Below are 18,775 nucleotides of genomic sequence, written 5' to 3'. Positions count from 1 at the left end.
CAAGGCCACCCTTCACCAGGAGAACCCCATGACCGTCCATGATCGCATCGTCACTGAGCCGTTTTCGCTGCAGCGCCGTAACCCGGCCGGCGGCACCAAGCCGCTGACCGCCTGGGGTTTCGCCAACGAAACCGATGTCCTGACCGACGTGCTGCTCGGCTCGCCGAATTTCCTGCGCCATCTCTCGACCAGCTCGCTGTCGCGCAAGCATCTGCGCGAAGCGCCATGCAACGTCCAGATCGCGCAAGCGCAGCACAAGGATCTGGTCGCCGCCTATGAGCATTTCGGTGTCAACATCCACTGGCACGAGCCGACGCCGGAACTGCCGATGCAGGTCTACTCGCGCGATTCCAGCGTCATGACGCCGTATGGCGCCATCATCACCGCCATGGCCCAGTGGTGGCGGCGCGGCGAGAACTACGCGGCGATCCGCACCTATGAGAAGCTCGGCATCCCGATCTACGACATGGTCACCGCGGGCACGTTCGAGGGCGGCGACTTCAACGTCATCGAGGACGGCGTCGTGCTGATCGGCTGCGGTGGCGCCCGCACGCAGGAGGAGGGCGCGCGCCAAGTGCAGGCCTGGTTCGACAAGGAGGGCTGGGAGACCCGCATCGCCTTCATCGACGAATATTATGTCCATATCGACCTGATGGTGGTGCCGATCGCTGAAAAACTGACCGCTGTCTGCCTCGCCTGCACGGAGCCGGCCATCGTCGACTGGCTGAAGGGCAAGGGCCACGAAATCATCGACGTGCCGTTCCAGGACACGATGGCGCTCGGCTGCAACTTCATGTCGCTGGGCAAGGACCGGGTGATCGCGCCGACCTCGAGCCAGACGCTGATCGGTCAGCTCAAGGCGCGCGGCTTCGAGGTGGCGGCCATCGACATGAGCGAGATCTCGAAGACCGGCGGCGGCATTCACTGCATGGCGCAGGCGCTGAAGCGCGAGCCGGCCTGAGGGGGCGGCCTTTAGCCCGGCCGCTTGCGCGAAAGCGCCTTTGTCAGCAACGTCGATCCCGCCTGGCGCGCGGCGCGCGCCTACAGCACGATGAGCTTTCCCTTGCGCAGACGCCGGGCGCAACGATAGGCGAGGTCGGCAGCGACCATGTCTTCCATCGCAATGCCCATCGCCTTGTAGGTGGTGATCTGTTGATCCGAAACGCGGCCCGGCGCGCGGTCGAGCAGCATGGCGCCAAGCTCGGTGCCGAAATCCCGGTCGAAGCCGGCAAGCTCGCAAGAACCGACCGGGGTCCGTTTGAATGCATCCTTGGTTTCGACAAAAAGACTGGATTTGCCGATGAGCTCGATCGGCATTTCACCGCCGGGCGGCGCCACCCCGACCGAGGAGACATGCGTGCCCGGCTGGACCCAGCCTGCGTCGATCACCGGCTGGTAGGAGTGGGTCGCCAGGCACACCACGTCGGAACTGCGCACTGCCGTCTCGAGGTCGGCGACCGCCACCACCGACGGATGCAGCCGGGCAAGTGCTGCCGCATCGTCGAAGCTCTTCGAAGCGACACGGATTTCGGCAAAATCGCGCACCAAGGGCAACAGATGCAGATGCTGGTTGGCCTGCACGCCGGCGCCGACCACTGTCGCTGTCCTGGCATCCCGGCGGGCAAGCGCGCGCACCGACAGCACGGCGGAGCCGGAGGTTCGCACTGCGGTTATGAATGTGCCGTCCATGATACACACCGGCAGGCCGGACAGCGGATCGAACAGGCTGATGGTGGCGAGGTGGCTGGGCAAGTTCTTGGCTAGGTTGCCTTCGAAGACGTTGACGATCTTGACTGTCAAATTCATCCCCTCCATCCAGGCCGGCATGGCGAGGCTGTAGCCGGCCTCGGGGATGTCGAGTTGTGGTCGGGGTGGATTGACGACTTTGCCTTGTGACAGCGCCTTGAAGCCCTCCTCCAGAACATCGAGAAGCTGGCTGAGGTCGATGCACGCCATCACGTCGGCTTCGCTCAGCGCCAGGATCTCGGTCGCTCCCTTGCTGATTTCCGCCGCACTCTTGCCGGCTGGGCTGAACGCTTCCTTGGTCATCCTGCACTCCTGTGTTCGTCGAAATCGGCTCACCACGTTTTGAGTGGGTGAGGGAAGCGCAGGCTATTGCGAGGTTTTATGTGATGAAATACGTTGATTTTGGCATCTCTGCGTGAAATCAGCACACAAATCTCCAAGATAGCGTGGATTGTGAAATGGGCGACCTCGACCAGATAGACCGCAGCCTGCTCCGGCTGCTGCAGGAAGACGGGCGCCGGACGACGCTTGATCTTGCCGGCCGTATCGGGCTGTCGCCGACCGGAACCAGCCAGCGGGTGAAGCGCCTGTTCCGCGACGGGTTCATCACCGCGGTCAGGGCCGTGCTTGATCCGCGCAAGGTCGGCCGGGGAACGCTGGTGTTCATCGAGGTCCGGCTTGACCACACGGCGCCGCATGTCTTTGACCGCTTCGCCGAAGCCGTGGCGAAAGCTCCGGAGGTTCTGGAGTGCCATATGGTGGTTGGCGGTTTCGATTATCTGGTCAAGGCGCGGATCGCCGATATGGCGGTGTTCCAGGATTTCCTGCAGCGGGTCATCCTGCCACTGCCCGGCGTGCGCGAAACGCACACTTTCGCCTCCATCGCCGATGTCAAGCCGAACGCGCTTTTGCCGGTGTGATCGGGTAGAGGAGCGGAACGCTGTTCAGGGCGACCTGCATCGCATCTTCGCCATCTTATCGCTCCCCCCTGGTCGCTCCCCTGGCGCGCCTTCCGATGCAGAGATGCCGGAGACCGGCTCTAGCCTTGCAGGGTCAGCAGGTTTGCGTCGCGCGCGAGCCGCCACTCACCATCCGCCTCCTTGCGCAGGAGCGTCAGCGCATATCCCGATCGATGGACCGGCTCGCCATTCGGCGGGGTCGCGGTCATGTCGATGCGGCTGCGGATGAAGGCCCAACTGCCGAGAAGCTGTAGTTCCACGATATCGCTCGTGCCGTCGATATGAACGTCGGCCGTCTCCTGCGCGGCTGCCGCGAAGATCTCCTTGTCGAAGGGATCCCGGCCGGGAACCATGAAGATAGCGTCGTCCGTCATCAAGCTGAGGACGGTCGCGATGTCTCCACGCTTGCTCGCATCCATCCACGTCTCGACCAGCTTTCGGATTGCTCTTTCGTCGCCCGTCATCCTTACCTCCCTAGCTTCTCGCCGTCATCGATACCGCACCGCGCTCCTCCCTCGCAGCAACATAGGGCTTAGATCGCTCTCGTCATCGATTGCAGTGTTTCATCGACGTCGCGCTGCGTGTGGCATGGTGCGTGAAACGGCAGGTCCGCGCCCTCTACGCTTATCGCCAGCCGCCCGAGGCGGTGATGCGCTCGCCGGTCAGCCATGACGCGTCGTCGGAGGCGAGGAACACCGCGACGCCGGCGACGTCGTCGGGCTGGCCGAAGCGGCCGAGCGGGGTCATGGCGATGATCTGCTTTTCGAAGTCGCTGCCGACGATGCCGATGCGCTCGAGGCCTTCGGTGTCGACGCCACCGGGCGCGATGGCGTTGACGCGGATATTGCGGGCGCCGAGTTCTCTCGACATCGACAGCGTGATCGTGTCCACCGCGCCCTTGGTGGCGGCGTAGACGAGCGAGTTCGGCTGCGGATTGCGGCTGGCGATCGAGCTGATGTTGATGATGCTGCCGCCGCCCGGGCCGAAATGCTTCACCGCTTCCCGGATGGTCAGGATGATACCCAGCACATTGATGTCGAACTCGCGGTGGAACTCGGCCTCGGTCACCGCTTCCAGCGGCTCGAATGCGAAGACGCCGGCATTGTTGACCAGTATGTCGAGCCCGCCAAACTCCGATTTTGCCGCTTCGAAAAGACGACGCACGTCGGCCGCTTGCGATACGTCGCCCTGGACGGCGACGGCGCGGCCGCCACGGTCCTCGATCTCGGCGACGATCCGCTCGGCGCCTTCTCGCGAAGAGGCATAATTGACCACCACGGCGGCACCAGCCGCTGCAAAACCTTTGGCGATGGCGGCGCCGATGCCCTTGGAGGCGCCAGTGACGATGGCGACCTTGCCGTTCAGCTTGCTCATCAAATCTCTCCTCTATCGATTATCGATGATGAGCGGTATTTAATGACGATCAAAAAGCGTATTAGGATCGGCCTGATCCATTCTTTCGTGCCTGGAATTCCGTAATGACCACGATCCTCGAAAAGACCGCCGGCCTCGTCGCCTTCGTGCGCACGGTCGACGCCGGCTCGTTTCACGCCGCCAGCCGGCTGGTCGGCTCCAGCCCGTCGGCGGTATCGAAAAGTGTGGCGCGGCTCGAGCGCCGGCTCGGCGTCAGGCTGATCCAGCGCTCGACGCGCCGGCTCGGGCTGACCAGCGAAGGCATCGCCTATTACGAGCGGGTGGCGCCGCTGCTCAGGGCGCTGGACGATGCCGAAGACATCGTCCAGATGGCCGATACGGCGCGCGGCCTGCTGCGCGTTACAGCGCCGGTCGAACTCGGTCGCGGCCTGATCGCCGCATGGGCGCAAGCGTTCCTTTCGCAACATGGCGAAGTGAAACTTGAGCTCAGCGTCACCGACCGCCACGCCGATCTGATCCGCGAAGGCTATGACGTTGCCGTGCGCATGGGACCGCTCTCAGACACTGGGCTCGTCGCGCGCAAGATCGCCAATCTGCCGATCGTGCTGGTGGCCTCGCCCGCCTATGTCGAACGGCGCGGCCGTCCGGCTTCGATCGAGGATCTGGCAAACCATGACTTCATCCGCTACCAGATGGCCGGCCGGCCCTATCCCGTCACCTTTGCCGACGGCACCATGATTGTGCCGGATGGGCGGCTCGACACCGATGATGGCGGCGCCATCCGCAATGCAGCACTTGCCGGCGCCGGCATCGCGCATCTGATGCGGTTTGCCGTGCAGGACGATCTCGACGCCGGCCGGCTGGTCCGCATTCTGCCCGAGGTGGCGATGCCGACCATGCCGGTTCACATCGTCCATGCGTTCGGCAGGCAATTGCCGGTCCGCGCGCGGCTGTTCGTCGACTTCCTTGCGGGCCAAATGGCGATGCTGATGCGATAGCGCAGACGCATGGTCTATGACGCAACACCCAGCTTCTGGCAGAGACCAACCGTGCCGGCTTCTGCGCAGCGAACCACCCTTACCCAAAGCTAGAAGGTGATCTTCACTGAATCGGCGCTGCGGTTGGCCGGGCCGTGATGGACGGCCTCGATGTTATTGCCGTCGGGGTCGAGCAGGAAGGCGGCGTAATAGCCGGGATGGTAGGATCGTTCGCCCGGCGCGCCATTGTCGGTGCCGCCGGCACCAAGGCCGGCCCTGTAGAATGCGTCGACCATGGCGCGGTCCTTTGCCTGGAAGGCCAGGTGATGGCGGCCGGTCAGCTGTCCCCTGGCCGCCCGGCTGTCGGGGCTGGAGACGAACAGCTCGTCGGCCCAGAAATAATCATCGCCGGCGCCACCAATCGGTATGCCGAGCACGTTGAGAACCGCCTCATAGAAACGGCGGCTGGCCGCAAGATCCCTGACCACCAGTTGGAGGTGGTCGATGAGACGGCCGCGATGAAGTTCCTGATTTGCCATGCTTGACAGCTCCTGATCGCCGGTTGGAAATCTCGCTTCGAATGGTGCGCGGTCAATCCAGCAAAGCCGTGGAATGGGCAGCAAAGCCGTGGACCCGCGCCGTCGCGCCGACTGGATAAAAAATGCAACCGGATTGTCGGATTCAAAACATCTCCAACGTCCTTCGGACGCAAGCGGCTCGGCGAAGCTCGAAAAGGTCGTGCCGTATCAACGCTTCCGGCACGGGAGAAAAGTGAAATGAGCCTTCCCTATCGTTGGGTTATCGTCGCGGCTGGCGCGCTGATGACCTGTGTCGCCCTCGGGGCGATGTTCTCGCTGGCGATCTTCCTCGAACCGATGGCGCTCGACACACAATGGTCGCGCGCCGGCATATCGAGTGCGATGACGCTGAACTTCCTGGTGATGGGCCTCGGCGGCTTCGCCTGGGGCGCCATTTACGATCGCTTCGGCGCCCGCATCGTCGTCATGGTTGGCGCCGTGCTGCTCGGCCTGGCGCTGGTCCTGGCCAGCCGCACCGGCTCGCTGCTCGTTTTCCAATTGACCTATGGCGTGCTCGTCGGCCTCGCGGCAAGCGCCTTCTTCGCGCCGATGATCGCGCTGACCTCCGCCTGGTTCGACAAGAACCGCAGCCTTGCCGTCTCACTGGTCTCGGCCGGCATGGGCGTGGCGCCAATGACCATTTCGCCCTTCGCGCGCTGGCTGATTTCGGCCTATGACTGGCGCACCGCGATGTTCGACATCGGCATCACGGCGTGGGTGCTGCTTCTACCAGCCGCCTTGCTGGTGCGCCAGCCGCCCAAGCCCGCTGCTGACGGCGCCACCCCAAGCGTTGCAGCGGAGGGTGCCGGCATGACGGTCCCGCAGGCGCTGCGCTCGCCGCAATTCATCGTGTTGGGACTGACCTTCTTTGCCTGCTGCGCCGCGCATTCGGGGCCAATCTTCCATATGGTGAGCTATGCGATGCTGTGCGGCATAGCCCCGATGGCGGCGGTCAGCATCTACAGCATCGAGGGCTTGGCAGGGCTGGGTGGCCGGCTCCTTTACGGCGTGCTCGCCGATCGGCTGGGCGTCAAGCCGGTGCTGATCACCGGGCTGGCCATACAGGCCGTGGTCATCGCAGCCTATCTTGCGGTCAGTGAGCTTGGTCAATTCTACACGCTCGCCGTCATCTTCGGCGCCACCTATGGCGGCGTCATGCCGCTCTATGCGGTGCTGGCGCGCGAATATTTCGGCCAGCGCATCCTCGGCACGGTGTTCGGTGCCGTAACCATGCTGTCCAGCCTCGGCATGGCTTTCGGCCCGCTCGCCGGCGGCATGGTGTTCGATGCCTATGCCAGCTATTCCTGGCTGTTCATCGGCTCGGCCCTTGTCGGGCTTGGCGCGATGGCGATTGCGATCGCCTTCCCGCCGCTGCCGCGCAGGGAGTTGCAACCGGCTTAAAGCAGGATCGGCGAAAAAGGGCGGCCGCTTGGAGGCAAGCGGTCGCGATCCAAAATAGCTGGTGCGGTCCCGGGAAGCGGTCTGGCCAGTGCTCGGTTCGATATTCTGAAAAGAGAATTGCTACGCTCGCAGAGGCACCACCTCGGCGCCATCAAGCGTGTAGCGCGCATAGCGGAAATCGCGAATTCTCACCAATCTGTCGTCCGCCCATTCCAGCAGGATAAAGTATTTTGGCCCTCCGGCCGAGTCATCCGGATCGATCACAAGAATGGCTGGGTGCCGATCGACCAGGCCTGGAAGCAGCCGCCAATCGTGGATACCCGCGTAATTGTGGAAGTACCGGCCCACATTTGTGCGGCCACTCGCCCGGAGCCGGTTGACGAGGTCAAGCCGCACGTCGTCGGCCAGCATGTCGCGGATGGTATCGAAGTCGCGGGCGTTGAACCGCTCCACGTATTCTGCCAGACGCGCCCGCTCGGGCTCGGCCAACACCGGCACAGGCCGGTCGTCAGGCTCGCCGGCGATCTCGCGCAGGCGCAGACGGCCGCGATGGAGTGCGGCTTTCACCGCCGGAACGCTGCTGTCGATAATGTTGCCGATTTCTTCGATCGTATAGCCGAGCACATCCATAAGGATGACGCTGCTACGCTGCGCGGCGGGCAGGCGCATAAAGGTTTGCAGGCTTGCGGCTGCAGTGTGACGACTCTCGGCCGACATACCGGGGTCAGGTATCATATCGATATCCTCAACGACATGCGCGGCATCCAACCTGGCACGACGGCGTAGATGGTCGAGCGCGGCATTGTGCGCGATGCGGAACAGCCAGCCCTCGACATTGGCTATCGGCCCGGTCCCGGGGAACGCCTCGAGGGCCTTGACCGTAGCTTCTTGGACGACATCCTCGGCATCGATCACCGAACCGGTCATGCGGGCACAATAGCGGTGCAGTTTCGGCCGCAATTCGCCGAGCAGCCGGTCAAATGGCTCCCGTCCTTCCGGCGTGCCGGTTGCGGATCCGGTCATCGCACAAGGATCGATTTCAAGCGTATCTCCCAGGGCAGACGCGCCCGTCATCGGGCGAAGCGTCTTGTAGACGCTCGACGATGGCAAAAGGATTCGGTCGAAAAAACTTTCTTTAGCTGGAATCCTTTGATGGTCCCTACGCGTCTCTGGAACGTGGGCTCGTGAACTACCGGGCCCTCTGTCCAATCCGGAGGCGCTACAATCATGAGCAAGCAAAGTGCGGGATCAACGAAGGTCTGGGTTCTCGCCCTCACGTCGATAGGCTCTTTGATGGTCGTTCTCGATGCGATGGTCGTCGCGACCGCATTGAGTACGATGCGGATCGAGCTCGATGCCTCGCTGGAGACGCTGCAATGGACGATGAACGCCTACAATTTGAGTTTTGCCGTTTTGCTCATGACCGGGGCAGCGCTCGGTGACAGGTTCGGCCGCCGCCGTACGCTCGTCGCCGGGTTGGCGCTGTTCGTCGCAGCGTCGGTTGCCTGCGCGCTCGCTGGTAGTGCCGGATTGCTGATTGCGGCCCGTGCGGTTCAGGGCGCAGGTGCCGCAATGGTCATGCCGCTGGCCATGGCGTTGCTGAGCGTCGCTTTCCCCCCGGAGGAACGAGGCAAGGCGCTGGGGATCTTCAGCAGCATCACCGGCCTGGCCCTGATCATCGGTCCGATGGCGGGCGGTGCGATCTCCGAAGGCCTCTCCTGGCACTGGATCTTCTGGCTTAATGTCCCGGTCGGCATCGTTCTCATCCCGCTGGTGCTGCGTCGGATTCCGGAGAGTTACGGGCCGGGCACGGCAATCGATGTCCTCGGCGTCGTGCTGGTAACTGCGGCGTCATTTGGAGTGGTCTGGGGTCTGATGCGCGGCAACATCGTGGGCTGGAGCAGCTCTGAAGTGCTGACGGCGCTGACTGCCGGGCTGCTTCTCGCCATCGCATTCGTCCTTTGGCAGTTGCGTACCCGTGAGCCTATGCTGCCTTTGCGGTTCTTTCGGGCACGCGCATTCTCCTCGGGCGTCGGCGCGAACTTCCTGCTTTGCGCCGCCATGTACGGGCTCGTGTTCCTGTTGCCGCAGTTTCTGCAGTTTGCCCAGAGCCGTGGGCCGCTCGGCGCCGGTATGGGATTGCTGCCCTGGACTGCCACGCTTTTCGTGGTCGCACCGATCTCCGGCAGCCTGATCAACCGCGTCGGCGAGCGCTGGCTTGTCGTGGCCGGATTGATCCTGCAAGCGGCTGGAATGGCTTGGCTGGCGCAGATCGCAGCACCTGATCTGCCCTACATCCAGCTAGTCGCCCCACTGATCATTACGGGCGCCGGCGTATCGATGGCCATGCCTGCCGCGCAGAACGCGGTCCTCAATGCGGTCGCGCGGCCGGAGGTCGGCAAGGCTGCCGGCACGTTCAACACGTTCCGCTTCCTCGGCGGCGTGTCAGGGATCGCCATCGCCGGTGCGGTGTTCGCCGGGACGGGAAGCTTCGAGTCCACAACTGCCTTCAGCGACGGCTTCGCGTCAGCAATCGGCGTCTCCGCTCTGCTCTCGCTCGCCGGCGCGCTCGTTGGAATGGGGCTCCCGGAGCGTCGCACAGTGGTGCTCGCGAATGCGAGCAAGGAGGCGGAATGTCGCTCGGAGGCGGAAAGCTCGCGTGGGTGCCGCGAAGCGGGTCCCGCTTCAACACGCCGCTTCCGGGGGCTTTTCTGTCGCCGGCTCTGTCGGTCGCGACCGCATACCCACCGCTGCCGCGAACGGAGTTGCAGCCGGCACAGCAACAGCGGGCCCGCTGGGCCAACCTATCCCCAGACGAATTTTGCGCCCGTGAAGGCGGCGAGTATGCTGCATCGCAGCACATCTGCCGCCGATATCGGCGCGCCAGGCAGCGCGCGATAATCGTCAAAAGTGGACAATTCAGGCTGTTTCCTGCTGTTTTTTGAGCCTTTATTAGCCACGCCTCACGTGCCTGTTTCAAATGTGTCAACTTTTTGTGTTGCGTTGCACAATGTTCGCCCTATTCTGCCTGAGGGGGGCGCTTCCGATTGGAATGCGCCGTGAACGACGCCGCCATGTTGACCAATTGGCAGTTTCGCCGTCCCGCCGGCGCACGCCGCTGATGGGAAACGCGCGCGACACGCAATTGGACGCGCTGAGGGCCATCGCCGTGACGATGGTGCTGTACTCTCATTTCTTCGCGGCCGGAGGGTCCTCGTTCTGGGGCCATATCGGCGTGCGCCTGTTCTTCGTGCTGAGCGGCTTTCTGATCACCCGCCTGCTGCTGGAAGCCCGCTCGGCCGCCGAATTCGAAGCCGCGCCGGCGCTGAAATCCTTCTATATCAGGCGGGCGCTGCGGATATTCCCGCCCTATTTCGCCGTGTTGGGTTTCGTCTGGCTGGTGGACCTGGAGCAGTCCAGGGGATCGCTGATCTGGCATGCGCTCTATCTGTCGAATTTCTGGTACGCATCGCAGAATGAATGGACGCCCTGGCTGCTCTGCCATTTCTGGAGCCTGAGCATCGAGGAGCAGTTCTATATTGCCTGGCCGCTGATCGTTTTGCTGGCGCCGCGCCGGCGCCTCGAGGCGATCTGCGTCGGCGTTATCCTGTTGTCGCTGGCCTATCGCTTTTACTGGCCGATCGCTGGAACGCCCAGCCTAGCGCGCGACCTGCTGCCGCCGGCGTCGATGGATGCACTGGCGTCAGGCGCGCTGCTTGCTGCCTACCGGTCAAGAGCTTCTGGCTTGCCGCAATGGCTTCGAGTTGGCTGGCCGGGGCTCGCGGCGGCGTTTTTCGTTCTGCAGTGGTTTGCGCCGACGCCGGCAAATCCCGTGCAGGAATGGGGCCTCTGGCTGCTGTTGCAGATCCTGCCTGTCGCGCCGCTGGTGGTCATCGTCGCAAGCTGTTCGACGGGCATTGGCGGTCGCGCCGGAAAACTTCTCGAACTGCCGCCGCTACTCGGTTTTGGCCGCATCAGCTACGGCGTCTATCTCTACCATCCCATAGTGCTGGCGCTGGTCGTCAAGTCGCAGCCTTGGGTGCCGCTCAACGTCTCGGAGCAAGGGCCGGGGCGGTTCCTGGTGGCGGGAACGGCGACCCTCATGCTGGCTTCAGTCTCGTGGCTGCTTTTCGAAAAGCCGCTCAACAGCCTGAAGCGCCACTTCCCCTATGTTGCTCGAAGCGGCCGCGCCGGCTTCCCGACAGGCGTCAACACGACCAATGCCGGATGGCTCGCGGCAGGAGCGTATCTGGGTACGCCGGTTGATGGCACATCACGCTTGCCACGCAATCTGCAACGAACCGATCGGGGCTGATCATGGCTGCGCCGTTGGTGTCCGTTCTGCTGCCGATCTACAATGCGGGACCTTATCTGGCCGCTGCGCTGGGCAGCATCCTGCGCCAGGATTACGATCGCCTGGAGGTCATCGCCATCGATGACGGCTCGACCGACAACTCGCTGCAGGTCCTGCAGAAATACCGCCAGGCCGACAACCGCATCTCGATCATCTCACGCGAAAACCGCGGCCTGATCGCAACGCTGAACGAAGGCTTGGCCGTGGCCCGCGGCGATCTGGTCGCCCGGATGGACGCCGACGACATTGCCTATCCCTCGCGCCTGTCGCGTCAGGTCGCGCTGTTCAACCAGCAGCCTGACCTCGCTCTATGCGGCGCAAGCTTCGATACCTTGCTTGGCAACCGCATCGTCAGGGGTATGCCCGACCCGGTATTCCAGGACAATATCCTGCGAGTATTGTCGATGTTCTTCACGATCTTCATGCATTCGACGGTGGTATATAACAGGAGGATCATCGAAGACCGCGTTCTATACTATGACGAAAGCTACAAGCACGCCGAGGATTTCGATCTGTTCAGACGGCTGACCGATCGTTATCCGGCAGCCATGATCCCCGAAAGCCTGATCGCCTATCGTATCCATGACGACAGCGTGACCAACAGGCACAAGCGGGAAATGCGCAGGACGCATTTGAAGATCGTGGCCGAGAACCTCGAGCGCGAAGGGCTCGCGGAAGAAACGCAAGACCTCCGCGCCATCGGTGAGGTCCTGTCGATGGACACGGTTCGCCGTGTCGCCGAATGGATCCTCGCGCTGGAAGAAAGGATAGCCGGGCTGCCGGCCGAGACGAGGCCGAGCTATCAGGCCGGCACGCTGAACCTGTTCTATTTCCTCTACCAGCTCATAGCGGGGGAAAGGCAGCCGTTGCTGATGCACGAATTCCTGACGCGGACGGCGAAATGGAAACTCATCCGGCGCCGCGAGCAGTACGTGTTTCGGACCGGTGCCTTCGCGCCGCGTTTCAGTCTCGTCTCGATGTCGATCACCAGGCAGGTCGATGCCTTGTCACGGTATCTGCAATCCGTGCCGGCCGCGGCGGTTTTGCCTTCGAACCAGTTGAGCTAGCAGCGCATGTTCGTCAAATCGCACCAGCTCCAGCAACGCGGCCGCTCGACGGTGCCGGCGGCCATGTCGCCCCGGCCGCAGCACGGGCCGGCGCCGGCGGTCAGCTTCATTGTCTGCACGCGCGACCGCGTCGCCGTGCTCGAGCCCTGCATCAGGTCGATTCAGGCCGCCTGTCGCGCCCATACCGCTTTTGCCGCCGAACTGGTGGTTGTCGACAACGGCTCGACCGACAGCACGGCAGAACGGCTGGCCAGCATCGCCGAACTGTCGGACATCCCGCTCACCGCTATTTGTGAGCCACGACCCGGACTGGCGGCTGCGCGCAATGCCGGCTTGGAGCGCGCGCGGGGCCGCGTGCTGGTCTTCGTCGACGATGATTGCGCAGTCCACAAGGATTATTTGCGCGATCTGCAGCGGCACTATGCGGCCGGCGAACGGGTCATCAGGGGCGGGCGCGTCGAGATCGGCGATCCCCGGGACCTGCCGTTCACGATCAAACGGTCGCCGGTGCGCGAGCGGCTTACCCCCGATGTCCATCCCGGCGGCTTCGTGCTCGGCTGCAACATGACGATGCACCGCGATGTTGCCGCCCGCATCGGGCGTTTCGACGAACGGTTCGGTGCCGGCGGTCCGCTGCGCTCGGCGGAGGATACGGATTATCTGGTGCGGGCGGTGCTGCTCGGCATCCCGGTCGAGTATGTGCCGGACATGACGATTTACCACCATCACGGCCGGCGCGACCGCAAGGCCATCGAAAAGCTGCACCGCGACTACAGTATGGGCAATGGCGGGCTTTGCCTGAAGCATATTCGCCATGCACCGTGGCTGCTTCGGCATTTCTACTGGTCGACGAGGGCGGCCTTCCGCGAACTGGTGAATGGTCCCCCGTTCGACCATGAACTCAAGCTGTCGCACTGGCCGATCGTCGGCATGAATCTGCTCGGCGCAGCCAAATTCGCGGTGCTTTTGCTGGCGAAATCGCCGCAGCCGGCGCAGATGCGACAGGAGCAACAGGCAAATGCCGAGGCGAGGTGATCCGCCACTATGCGAATAATGCCGCCTAGCCTGCCGATGCTGCGCCGCGCGCTTGGAAGAAAGCAGTTGCGCCTGCTTCCTGCCGTGGTGGTGCTCGGGCTGCTCAGCGCGGCGCTTGAAGGCTTCGGCATCGGCCTGATCATCCCGTTGCTGAACATAATCATGGGCCAGCAGGGGCAGACCGGCATGGCCGGCTTTTCCGCCGTCTTCCAGCATGTCGGGTCGAGCTTGAGCGAGCGCGACCGGCTGATCGTCATTTCGGTCGCCATCCTCGGCTCCATCCTCCTGAAGAACCTTTTCGCCTTCGCCAACACGCTGCTGACCACCTTCATCTACGGCAAGGCAAGCCATTCGATCCGCAGCGCGCTGTCGGAGCAGCTGCTGCGGGTGGGCTACCCGTTCTTCCTGCAGCAAAGCCCCGGACGGCTGCTCAACATCATCTCCAACGAATCCTGGCGGGCCTCGGATGCCATCCAGATCACGTTGGGGGCAATCGTCAATGCATCGGCCGCGATCATCCTTCTGGCTTTCCTGCTGCTTTTATCGTGGCAGATGACGCTGCTGGTCACGCTGGGGCTGGCCCTCGTCCAGGTCGCGCACGCCATGCTGTCGGCCAATCTGAAGGCGCCGAGCCGCAGCGTCGCCTCCCGCAACAGCCAGCTCGCATCGCAGATGCTGCATCTGGTGCATGCCGGACGGCTGATCCGCATTTTCGGCCAGGAGCAACGCGAGAAGGCGGCATTCGACCAGGCGTCGGATGCGGTGCGCCGGGCTGCCTTCGTCCTGCTGACGCGCCAGGGAGCGTTGCCGCCGCTGACCGAGGTCCTGCACGCCATGCTGTTCCTGGCGGTGGTGATCGGCGCCTGGTTCGCCAATGTCAGCTTCCCGCTGATCGTCGCCTTCGTCATCCTGCTGTATAGGCTGCAGCCCTATATGCGGTCTTTGCAAATGGCCTGGAGCCAGCTGCAAGGCCTGAGCGGATCGCTGGAAGAGGTGACGTGGATGCTGGACCCGTCCGACAAGCCCCAGCCGCCGCAAGGCAACAGGCCATTCCCCGGGCTCAGCCAAGGCATCAAGTTCGAAGACGTTACCTTTACCTATTCCGGCTCGGAGCAGCGCGCGGTGGTGCTGCATGCGGCGAGTTTCGACCTCCGCAGCGGCCGCTCGACCGCGCTGATTGGCCGGTCGGGCGCGGGCAAGACAACGATCGTCAATCTCCTGTGCCGCTTCGTCGAACCGGATAGCGGCAGGATTCTCGTCGATGGATCGCCTCTCGACCGGATCGACCCCAGCCAATGGCGAAAGCATATCGCGCTCGCCAGCCAGGAGCTGGAACTGGTCGACGGCACGATTTTTGAAAACATAATCTACGGGCAGGACGCGGCCTCCACCGCCGACGCCGAGCGCGCCGCAAGACTGGCCGAAGCGCATGGGTTTATCGAGCAACTGCCGCAGGGCTACAGGACGGTCGTCGGCTACCGCGGTGTCAATCTCTCGGCGGGACAGCGGCAGCGGATCGCACTGGCCAGAGCCCTGGTGCGCGATCCCGATATCCTCATCCTGGACGAAGCCACCAATGCAGTCGACGGCCTGTCGGAAGCGGCGATCGTCGAGACGCTCAAGTCGCGGGCCGGCCGCCGTACCACCATCGTTATCAGCCATCACCGCAGCACCATCTCGTTCTGCGACGACGTTGTGATCCTGAGCCACGGCCGTGTGCAAAAGCAGGCGCCCTTCGCGGCGCTGGCGACGCTCAGCATGGACGAGCTCTACCAGCACGAGGCGCTGGACGGCTGAGGGCCTCGGTTCCGAGAAAACCTCGCACGGTACCGGTTTTATACAATCCCTGATTGGTGGACTCGCTCGCCGCCCTCGACGTTAACTTTGCGTTAGCGACAGGAGGGGGAAGATCGCTAACGGGAGGAAGAAAAATGAGAGAAAACTACGATCTGACGATCGACTACGACAACGAGCCGTACGACAGCAAGCCCTACGATCTAGCCACATTCGCGAACAAGCACGGCCTCAACATTCGAGCCGCCGAGCTTCTTCTCTTTGCCAAAGGCCCATCCCGAGCGGCGTGCGATGCCGCGGCGAGAGCCTTCCTCGCGGCAGTCGCCGCACAAGCTATGAGACAATCGGCGCGGTAGGTCTCATTGAAAAGCCATTGCTGACACGGCCGGCCGTGTCAGCAACCGGGCGGACAGCGCTGGAAATTCCGGGCCGTTTCCAACAAGATGCCTGAGCATTTGGGAACGGCTCGGAATGTGCAATCTCTACAACATCACGACCAGCCAGGAGGCCATCCGCCAGTGGACCCGCGCCTTGCGCGACATCCTCGGCAATCTCGAACCCTCCATCGACATCTATCCCAACCAGCCAGGCCCGGTGGTGCGGAACGCGCCGGACGGGGAACGCGAATTGGCCAATCTGCTGTGGGGCATGCCGACGCCGCTGGAGCGGGTCAAGGGCAAGGCCGACTACGGCACCACCAATATCCGCAACCCGCAATACGGCCATTGGCAGCAATATCTCGGTATCGAGAACCGCTGCGTGGTGCCCGTCACCAGTTTCGCCGAGCCGAGCCCGACGCCCGGCGACAAGGACCCCGAGACCGGCATTCAGCGCAACTACTGGTTTGCACTCGGCGAGCACCGCCCACTGTTCTTCTTCGCCGGCCTGTGGACGCGCTGGCAGGGCATTCGCAAGGTCAAGGACGGCCCCGCCGATCACCAGGTCTATGGCTTCATGACGACCAGGCCCAACGCGCTGATCGCGCCGATCCACGAAAAGGCAATGCCGGTGATCCTGACCACGCCGGAAGAAACCGAGACATGGCTCACCGCGCCGTGGTCGGAGGCAAGGCACCTGCAGCGCCCGGCGCCCGGTGATGCGCTGGTGATCGTCGAAAAACCGGCGACGCAGATCAAGTTTCCGCAGCAGGCGCCGGCGCAAGGCTCATTGTTCTAGCGCTTGACCTTCTGCAGCACCCAGATGTAGCCCTTGGGCGGATGATCCTGGTCGATGAACTGCGTCTTCACCGTCGTGTCCTTCCGGCTGCATCGCTTGCACCTGAACCTGATCGCTTCCAGCGGCTTGTTCCAGCCCACCACCTGGGCGACATCATTGGCCTTGAAGCGTCCGACATGGTAGCAATGGCCGCACTCCACGATGAGCAGCATGTTGGCCTTGGCGGCACGCCCAACGCTGTCCATCGGCCCGGCCATGGGTCACTTCCGGGTCGAGTAATCCTCGGGGAGGGGAAGCAGGCCAAGGTGCGCCATCCGATAATCGGGCTGCTTCTCCGCGACGCTGGCCAGCACCTCGTGCAATTTCTCGACAAGCCCGCAAAGCTGCCAGAACAGCTCGCCATGCGCCTTGAGATGCAACTGCGACGACTGCACAGTCCTGCGCAGGCTCAAAGCGTCCCTGATGAGCGCCTCCGCATCCCTTGCCGACAGCCTGTCAAACCGGCTTTTTCGTCTGCCCATCGCGGCTCTCCTCGATTTGTGAGCAACCGCCCCGCCTGCTGACAAATAGGAAGGCATTCCTCGCTGAGTCAACTCGCTCTTGACATTTTTGTTCCCGTTTTGTTCAATTCAACAGGCACGATCGGAGGCGCCGCCATGGACCACATTGTGACACTGGACAGCCGCCAGGAGGTAGCGCTGCAGGCCATCGCTGACAAGTTCATTGCATTGCATAAGGGAGATGCGGTTAAGGCGCTGAAGGAGATGATTGTGCTCAATGGGCATCTGCAGGAGCGGCTTGACGCGGGTGGAGGGAGCGCGCCGGGTGAGAGGCTAGAAGGGTGCCGCTCAACCTTCACTGAACAGAAATGAGCCACTCCGCTAACATTTGTTCGCCGGCACTGGTTACGAAATACTGGCCTGTTGAAGACAAATGAACATAGCGTTTCTTGACTAGGTCTTTAAGTCCGTTGCTGACCGAGGGCTGACTGCACTTGACAGCGGTACCTAATTCGGTGCGCGTCAATCCTGCCGGCCTTGCATGGGCCAGTAGTAACAGCAGCTCATACTTTGCCGCGACGGGTTTACCCACAAACACTTCTCCATCGATGGCCTCGATCAATGGGATCGAAGTTCGCGTCAGCGCAAGCATCGCCTGGGCTACAGCTTTGTCATCACTGACATGATAGAGCCGTAGGAACTCTGCGATGATCCAACTCGCCCCTGCCACCGCTAGGGATACGTCAATGGAAGTTGGATCAATTTCCTTCACGTGCACGGCGTTTCGCTTGCTGCGGAGGTCGTAGATCATGCCATAAGCGGCACGAGGTATGAGGAATCGCAGCGAATCCGAAAGTGACGTGTCGTTTTCTATCTGCTTCATAGTTTGGGCGACCTGTTTTATCTCGACGGGCGTGGTGCCCGTACGGAGATGTTCGATCGTCCGAAACACCTGCTCGACGAGCCGGCCGCCTTTCACCAGCGCGCCCTCCAAGTCTCCAGCGCGATGTTTTGCTAATAATTGCTCGTAAGCGTCGACCAGTTCAGTTACCAGCAGGGTTGGATATGTGCGGACAGGTTCGCGATGATGGTGTCGCGCATGTTAAGCCGCCCTATAGCCCCATATTTCCTTGTTTCCGTTGATGACCTTTTTGCGCTTCAACTTGCCGTTTCGAACCAGATCGGCGATGGGTCCAGATAGGGATGTTGTCTTGGCTATAATTGCGCGCTCATGTAGCTCAGCCAAGACTTGTGGCAAAGTCCGCACCTCTGAGAAGAAGTCATCTTTTACTAACCGGTCTAGCGATGCCCGGATCGGCACAACCGATTTCCGCCTGCTTGTTTGACCAGTCTGGATGGTCGCCTGTTCATCTGGCGAAAGCGTTTTCGCTATCTTGTCAGCTTTACCGGCAGTGCGCTTGGCGGGAGCCAACGCCTTCTCCCCCGCAACCGTGCTCGCAATTGCCTCGAGGTTGGCTACCTTGACCGAATAATGGCCATCAACAACTGCAAGAAGGCGGGAATCTTTCAATTTCTTGAGCGTGGGGCGCAAAGAGCCGCCATGGATGCCAGTAAGCGCTTCCAAAGCAGCAGGTCGCGTGTCGGCCGAGCGAGTTTCGTCGGTCACGTACTTCCAGCCCACAATCGCAACAAGCATTACTAGAACTTTGGCGTCGTTCCCCAATGCCATGCCGGCCCGGGTAAATACGATTTCGTAGGTTCCTGGATCATACCGGATATAATCGGCTATGATCTTCTCGATCATCTCCTCCGTGATCTTGCCACGATCCGCAACCAAATCCTTGAGAGCCATG

The 18,775-nt window shown here is 62.4% G+C and carries 22 protein-coding genes; 13 read left to right on the top strand and 9 right to left on the bottom strand.

All coding sequences use genetic code 11. From position 1 onward, the window contains the following. Window positions 1-28 precede the first annotated feature (28 nt). Window positions 29-961, top strand: coding sequence for a dimethylarginine dimethylaminohydrolase family protein (locus NKJ08_RS16505; protein WP_352523897.1), 933 nt, complete (start codon window positions 29-31; stop codon window positions 959-961). Between the two features lie 80 nt (window positions 962-1,041). Here the strand turns inward: NKJ08_RS16505 and NKJ08_RS16500 are convergent, their stop codons facing one another. Next, window positions 1,042-2,049 (bottom strand): ornithine cyclodeaminase family protein, encoded by a 1,008-nt coding sequence (locus NKJ08_RS16500; protein ID WP_352779796.1) that lies wholly within the window; start codon window positions 2,047-2,049, stop codon window positions 1,042-1,044. 155 nt (window positions 2,050-2,204) lie between these two features. Here NKJ08_RS16500 and NKJ08_RS16495 point away from each other — a divergent pair, with 155 nt between their 5' ends. Beyond that, entirely contained in the window at window positions 2,205-2,666 is a 462-nt protein-coding gene (locus NKJ08_RS16495; protein ID WP_352523900.1) for an Lrp/AsnC family transcriptional regulator, read from the top strand. A gap of 119 nt (window positions 2,667-2,785) precedes the next feature. Here NKJ08_RS16495 and NKJ08_RS16490 read toward each other — a convergent pair whose 3' ends face one another. Then, window positions 2,786-3,169 carry a YybH family protein gene (locus NKJ08_RS16490; RefSeq protein WP_352523902.1) on the bottom strand — a complete coding sequence of 128 codons (384 nt, stop codon included), beginning with the start codon at window positions 3,167-3,169 and terminating at the stop codon, window positions 2,786-2,788. A 160-nt stretch (window positions 3,170-3,329) separates the two neighbouring features. Continuing rightward, window positions 3,330-4,079 carry a glucose 1-dehydrogenase gene (locus NKJ08_RS16485; protein ID WP_352523904.1) on the bottom strand — a complete coding sequence of 250 codons (750 nt, stop codon included), beginning with the start codon at window positions 4,077-4,079 and terminating at the stop codon, window positions 3,330-3,332. Between the two features lie 104 nt (window positions 4,080-4,183). Here NKJ08_RS16485 and NKJ08_RS16480 point away from each other — a divergent pair, with 104 nt between their 5' ends. Further along, entirely contained in the window at window positions 4,184-5,077 is an 894-nt protein-coding gene (locus NKJ08_RS16480; RefSeq protein ID WP_352523905.1) for a LysR family transcriptional regulator, read from the top strand. 89 nt (window positions 5,078-5,166) lie between these two features. Here the strand turns inward: NKJ08_RS16480 and NKJ08_RS16475 are convergent, their stop codons facing one another. Beyond that, a complete protein-coding gene (locus NKJ08_RS16475) occupies window positions 5,167-5,595 on the bottom strand; it encodes a VOC family protein (RefSeq protein WP_352523907.1) in 429 nt (142 codons plus the stop codon). Between the two features lie 73 nt (window positions 5,596-5,668). Here NKJ08_RS16475 and NKJ08_RS16470 point away from each other — a divergent pair, with 73 nt between their 5' ends. Together NKJ08_RS16470 and NKJ08_RS16465 are read left to right on the top strand one after the other, a co-directional pair. Beyond that, window positions 5,669-5,836 carry a hypothetical protein gene (locus tag NKJ08_RS16470; RefSeq protein WP_352523908.1) on the top strand — a complete coding sequence of 56 codons (168 nt, stop codon included), beginning with the start codon at window positions 5,669-5,671 and terminating at the stop codon, window positions 5,834-5,836. Beyond that, a complete protein-coding gene (locus NKJ08_RS16465) occupies window positions 5,833-7,035 on the top strand; it encodes an MFS transporter (protein WP_352523910.1) in 1,203 nt (400 codons plus the stop codon). Before NKJ08_RS16470 ends, NKJ08_RS16465 begins: the two co-directional genes overlap by 4 nt. A 120-nt stretch (window positions 7,036-7,155) precedes the next feature. On the opposite strand, the gene NKJ08_RS16460 is transcribed toward NKJ08_RS16465, so the two are convergent. Next, entirely contained in the window at window positions 7,156-8,058 is a 903-nt protein-coding gene (locus NKJ08_RS16460; protein WP_352782343.1) for a sigma-70 family RNA polymerase sigma factor, read from the bottom strand. A gap of 204 nt (window positions 8,059-8,262) precedes the next feature. Between NKJ08_RS16460 and NKJ08_RS16455 the strand changes: the two genes are divergently transcribed. From NKJ08_RS16455 to NKJ08_RS16425, 7 genes are all read left to right on the top strand, one after another. Further along, window positions 8,263-9,936: an MFS transporter gene (locus NKJ08_RS16455; protein WP_352782334.1), complete on the top strand. Its 1,674-nt coding sequence runs from the start codon at window positions 8,263-8,265 to the stop codon at window positions 9,934-9,936. 220 nt (window positions 9,937-10,156) lie between these two features. Further along, the gene (locus NKJ08_RS16450; protein WP_352523913.1) at window positions 10,157-11,350 is read left to right on the top strand and encodes an acyltransferase family protein; all 1,194 of its coding nucleotides are present in this window, start codon (window positions 10,157-10,159) and stop codon (window positions 11,348-11,350) included. A 2-nt stretch (window positions 11,351-11,352) separates the two neighbouring features. Next, on the top strand, window positions 11,353-12,456 hold the full coding sequence (locus tag NKJ08_RS16445) for a glycosyltransferase family 2 protein (protein ID WP_352523915.1): 1,104 nt from the start codon (window positions 11,353-11,355) through the stop codon (window positions 12,454-12,456). A 6-nt stretch (window positions 12,457-12,462) separates the two neighbouring features. Then, the gene (locus tag NKJ08_RS16440; protein WP_502896172.1) at window positions 12,463-13,491 is read left to right on the top strand and encodes a glycosyltransferase family 2 protein; all 1,029 of its coding nucleotides are present in this window, start codon (window positions 12,463-12,465) and stop codon (window positions 13,489-13,491) included. A gap of 9 nt (window positions 13,492-13,500) precedes the next feature. Next, a complete protein-coding gene (locus NKJ08_RS16435; protein ID WP_352523917.1) occupies window positions 13,501-15,288 on the top strand; it encodes an ABC transporter ATP-binding protein in 1,788 nt (595 codons plus the stop codon). A 134-nt stretch (window positions 15,289-15,422) separates the two neighbouring features. Beyond that, window positions 15,423-15,641 (top strand): hypothetical protein, encoded by a 219-nt coding sequence (locus NKJ08_RS16430; RefSeq protein WP_352523919.1) that lies wholly within the window; start codon window positions 15,423-15,425, stop codon window positions 15,639-15,641. Window positions 15,642-15,756: 115 nt separating this feature from the next. Then, window positions 15,757-16,461, top strand: a complete 705-nt coding sequence (locus NKJ08_RS16425; protein WP_352523920.1) for an SOS response-associated peptidase — start codon at window positions 15,757-15,759, stop codon at window positions 16,459-16,461. Here the strand turns inward: NKJ08_RS16425 and NKJ08_RS16420 are convergent. Together NKJ08_RS16420 and NKJ08_RS16415 are read right to left on the bottom strand one after the other, a co-directional pair. After that, window positions 16,458-16,718 carry a hypothetical protein gene (locus NKJ08_RS16420; protein WP_352523921.1) on the bottom strand — a complete coding sequence of 87 codons (261 nt, stop codon included), beginning with the start codon at window positions 16,716-16,718 and terminating at the stop codon, window positions 16,458-16,460. The two genes, NKJ08_RS16425 and NKJ08_RS16420, sit on opposite strands and share 4 nt — an antisense overlap. A gap of 3 nt (window positions 16,719-16,721) precedes the next feature. Continuing rightward, a complete protein-coding gene (locus tag NKJ08_RS16415) occupies window positions 16,722-16,982 on the bottom strand; it encodes a hypothetical protein (protein ID WP_352523922.1) in 261 nt (86 codons plus the stop codon). A 135-nt stretch (window positions 16,983-17,117) separates the two neighbouring features. On the opposite strand from NKJ08_RS16415, the gene NKJ08_RS16410 reads away from it, so the two are divergent. Then, a complete protein-coding gene (locus NKJ08_RS16410; RefSeq protein ID WP_352523924.1) occupies window positions 17,118-17,333 on the top strand; it encodes a hypothetical protein in 216 nt (71 codons plus the stop codon). On the opposite strand, the gene NKJ08_RS16405 is transcribed toward NKJ08_RS16410, so the two are convergent. Both NKJ08_RS16405 and NKJ08_RS16400 read right to left on the bottom strand, forming a co-directional pair. Continuing rightward, the gene (locus NKJ08_RS16405; RefSeq protein WP_352523926.1) at window positions 17,317-17,955 is read right to left on the bottom strand and encodes a hypothetical protein; all 639 of its coding nucleotides are present in this window, start codon (window positions 17,953-17,955) and stop codon (window positions 17,317-17,319) included. The two genes, NKJ08_RS16410 and NKJ08_RS16405, sit on opposite strands and share 17 nt — an antisense overlap. Window positions 17,956-18,063: 108 nt before the next feature. Further along, window positions 18,064-18,774 carry a hypothetical protein gene (locus NKJ08_RS16400; RefSeq protein WP_352523927.1) on the bottom strand — a complete coding sequence of 237 codons (711 nt, stop codon included), beginning with the start codon at window positions 18,772-18,774 and terminating at the stop codon, window positions 18,064-18,066. Window position 18,775: the final 1 nt, after the last annotated feature.

This window comes from Mesorhizobium sp. M0244 (assembly GCF_040321795.1).
In the GTDB taxonomy this organism is placed as follows: Bacteria; Pseudomonadota; Alphaproteobacteria; order Rhizobiales; family Rhizobiaceae; genus Mesorhizobium.
Note: the sequence above shows the minus strand (reverse complement) of the source record. Positions and strands in the feature narration are given on the sequence as shown.

Bases quoted from the DNA above. Each gene is read 5' to 3' on its own strand.
- NKJ08_RS16495 (WP_352523900.1), top strand. From the start codon at position 2,205: ATGGGCGACCTCGACCAGATAGACCGCAGCCTGCTCCGGCTGCTGCAG.
- NKJ08_RS16400 (WP_352523927.1), bottom strand. From the start codon at position 18,774: ATGGCTCTCAAGGATTTGGTTGCGGATCGTGGCAAGATCACGGAGGAG.
- NKJ08_RS16500 (WP_352779796.1), bottom strand. From the start codon at position 2,049: ATGACCAAGGAAGCGTTCAGCCCAGCCGGCAAGAGTGCGGCGGAAATC.
- NKJ08_RS16435 (WP_352523917.1), top strand. From the start codon at position 13,501: ATGCGAATAATGCCGCCTAGCCTGCCGATGCTGCGCCGCGCGCTTGGA.
- NKJ08_RS16420 (WP_352523921.1), bottom strand. From the start codon at position 16,718: ATGGCCGGGCCGATGGACAGCGTTGGGCGTGCCGCCAAGGCCAACATG.
- NKJ08_RS16475 (WP_352523907.1), bottom strand. From the start codon at position 5,595: ATGGCAAATCAGGAACTTCATCGCGGCCGTCTCATCGACCACCTCCAA.
- NKJ08_RS16440 (WP_502896172.1), top strand. From the start codon at position 12,463: ATGTTCGTCAAATCGCACCAGCTCCAGCAACGCGGCCGCTCGACGGTG.
- NKJ08_RS16410 (WP_352523924.1), top strand. From the start codon at position 17,118: ATGGACCACATTGTGACACTGGACAGCCGCCAGGAGGTAGCGCTGCAG.
- NKJ08_RS16480 (WP_352523905.1), top strand. From the start codon at position 4,184: ATGACCACGATCCTCGAAAAGACCGCCGGCCTCGTCGCCTTCGTGCGC.
- NKJ08_RS16445 (WP_352523915.1), top strand. From the start codon at position 11,353: ATGGCTGCGCCGTTGGTGTCCGTTCTGCTGCCGATCTACAATGCGGGA.
- NKJ08_RS16465 (WP_352523910.1), top strand. From the start codon at position 5,833: ATGAGCCTTCCCTATCGTTGGGTTATCGTCGCGGCTGGCGCGCTGATG.
- NKJ08_RS16485 (WP_352523904.1), bottom strand. From the start codon at position 4,079: ATGAGCAAGCTGAACGGCAAGGTCGCCATCGTCACTGGCGCCTCCAAG.
- NKJ08_RS16425 (WP_352523920.1), top strand. From the start codon at position 15,757: ATGTGCAATCTCTACAACATCACGACCAGCCAGGAGGCCATCCGCCAG.
- NKJ08_RS16470 (WP_352523908.1), top strand. From the start codon at position 5,669: ATGGGCAGCAAAGCCGTGGACCCGCGCCGTCGCGCCGACTGGATAAAA.
- NKJ08_RS16460 (WP_352782343.1), bottom strand. From the start codon at position 8,058: ATGACCGGATCCGCAACCGGCACGCCGGAAGGACGGGAGCCATTTGAC.
- NKJ08_RS16490 (WP_352523902.1), bottom strand. From the start codon at position 3,169: ATGACGGGCGACGAAAGAGCAATCCGAAAGCTGGTCGAGACGTGGATG.
- NKJ08_RS16505 (WP_352523897.1), top strand. From the start codon at position 29: ATGACCGTCCATGATCGCATCGTCACTGAGCCGTTTTCGCTGCAGCGC.
- NKJ08_RS16430 (WP_352523919.1), top strand. From the start codon at position 15,423: ATGAGAGAAAACTACGATCTGACGATCGACTACGACAACGAGCCGTAC.
- NKJ08_RS16450 (WP_352523913.1), top strand. From the start codon at position 10,157: ATGGGAAACGCGCGCGACACGCAATTGGACGCGCTGAGGGCCATCGCC.
- NKJ08_RS16415 (WP_352523922.1), bottom strand. From the start codon at position 16,982: ATGGGCAGACGAAAAAGCCGGTTTGACAGGCTGTCGGCAAGGGATGCG.
- NKJ08_RS16455 (WP_352782334.1), top strand. From the start codon at position 8,263: ATGAGCAAGCAAAGTGCGGGATCAACGAAGGTCTGGGTTCTCGCCCTC.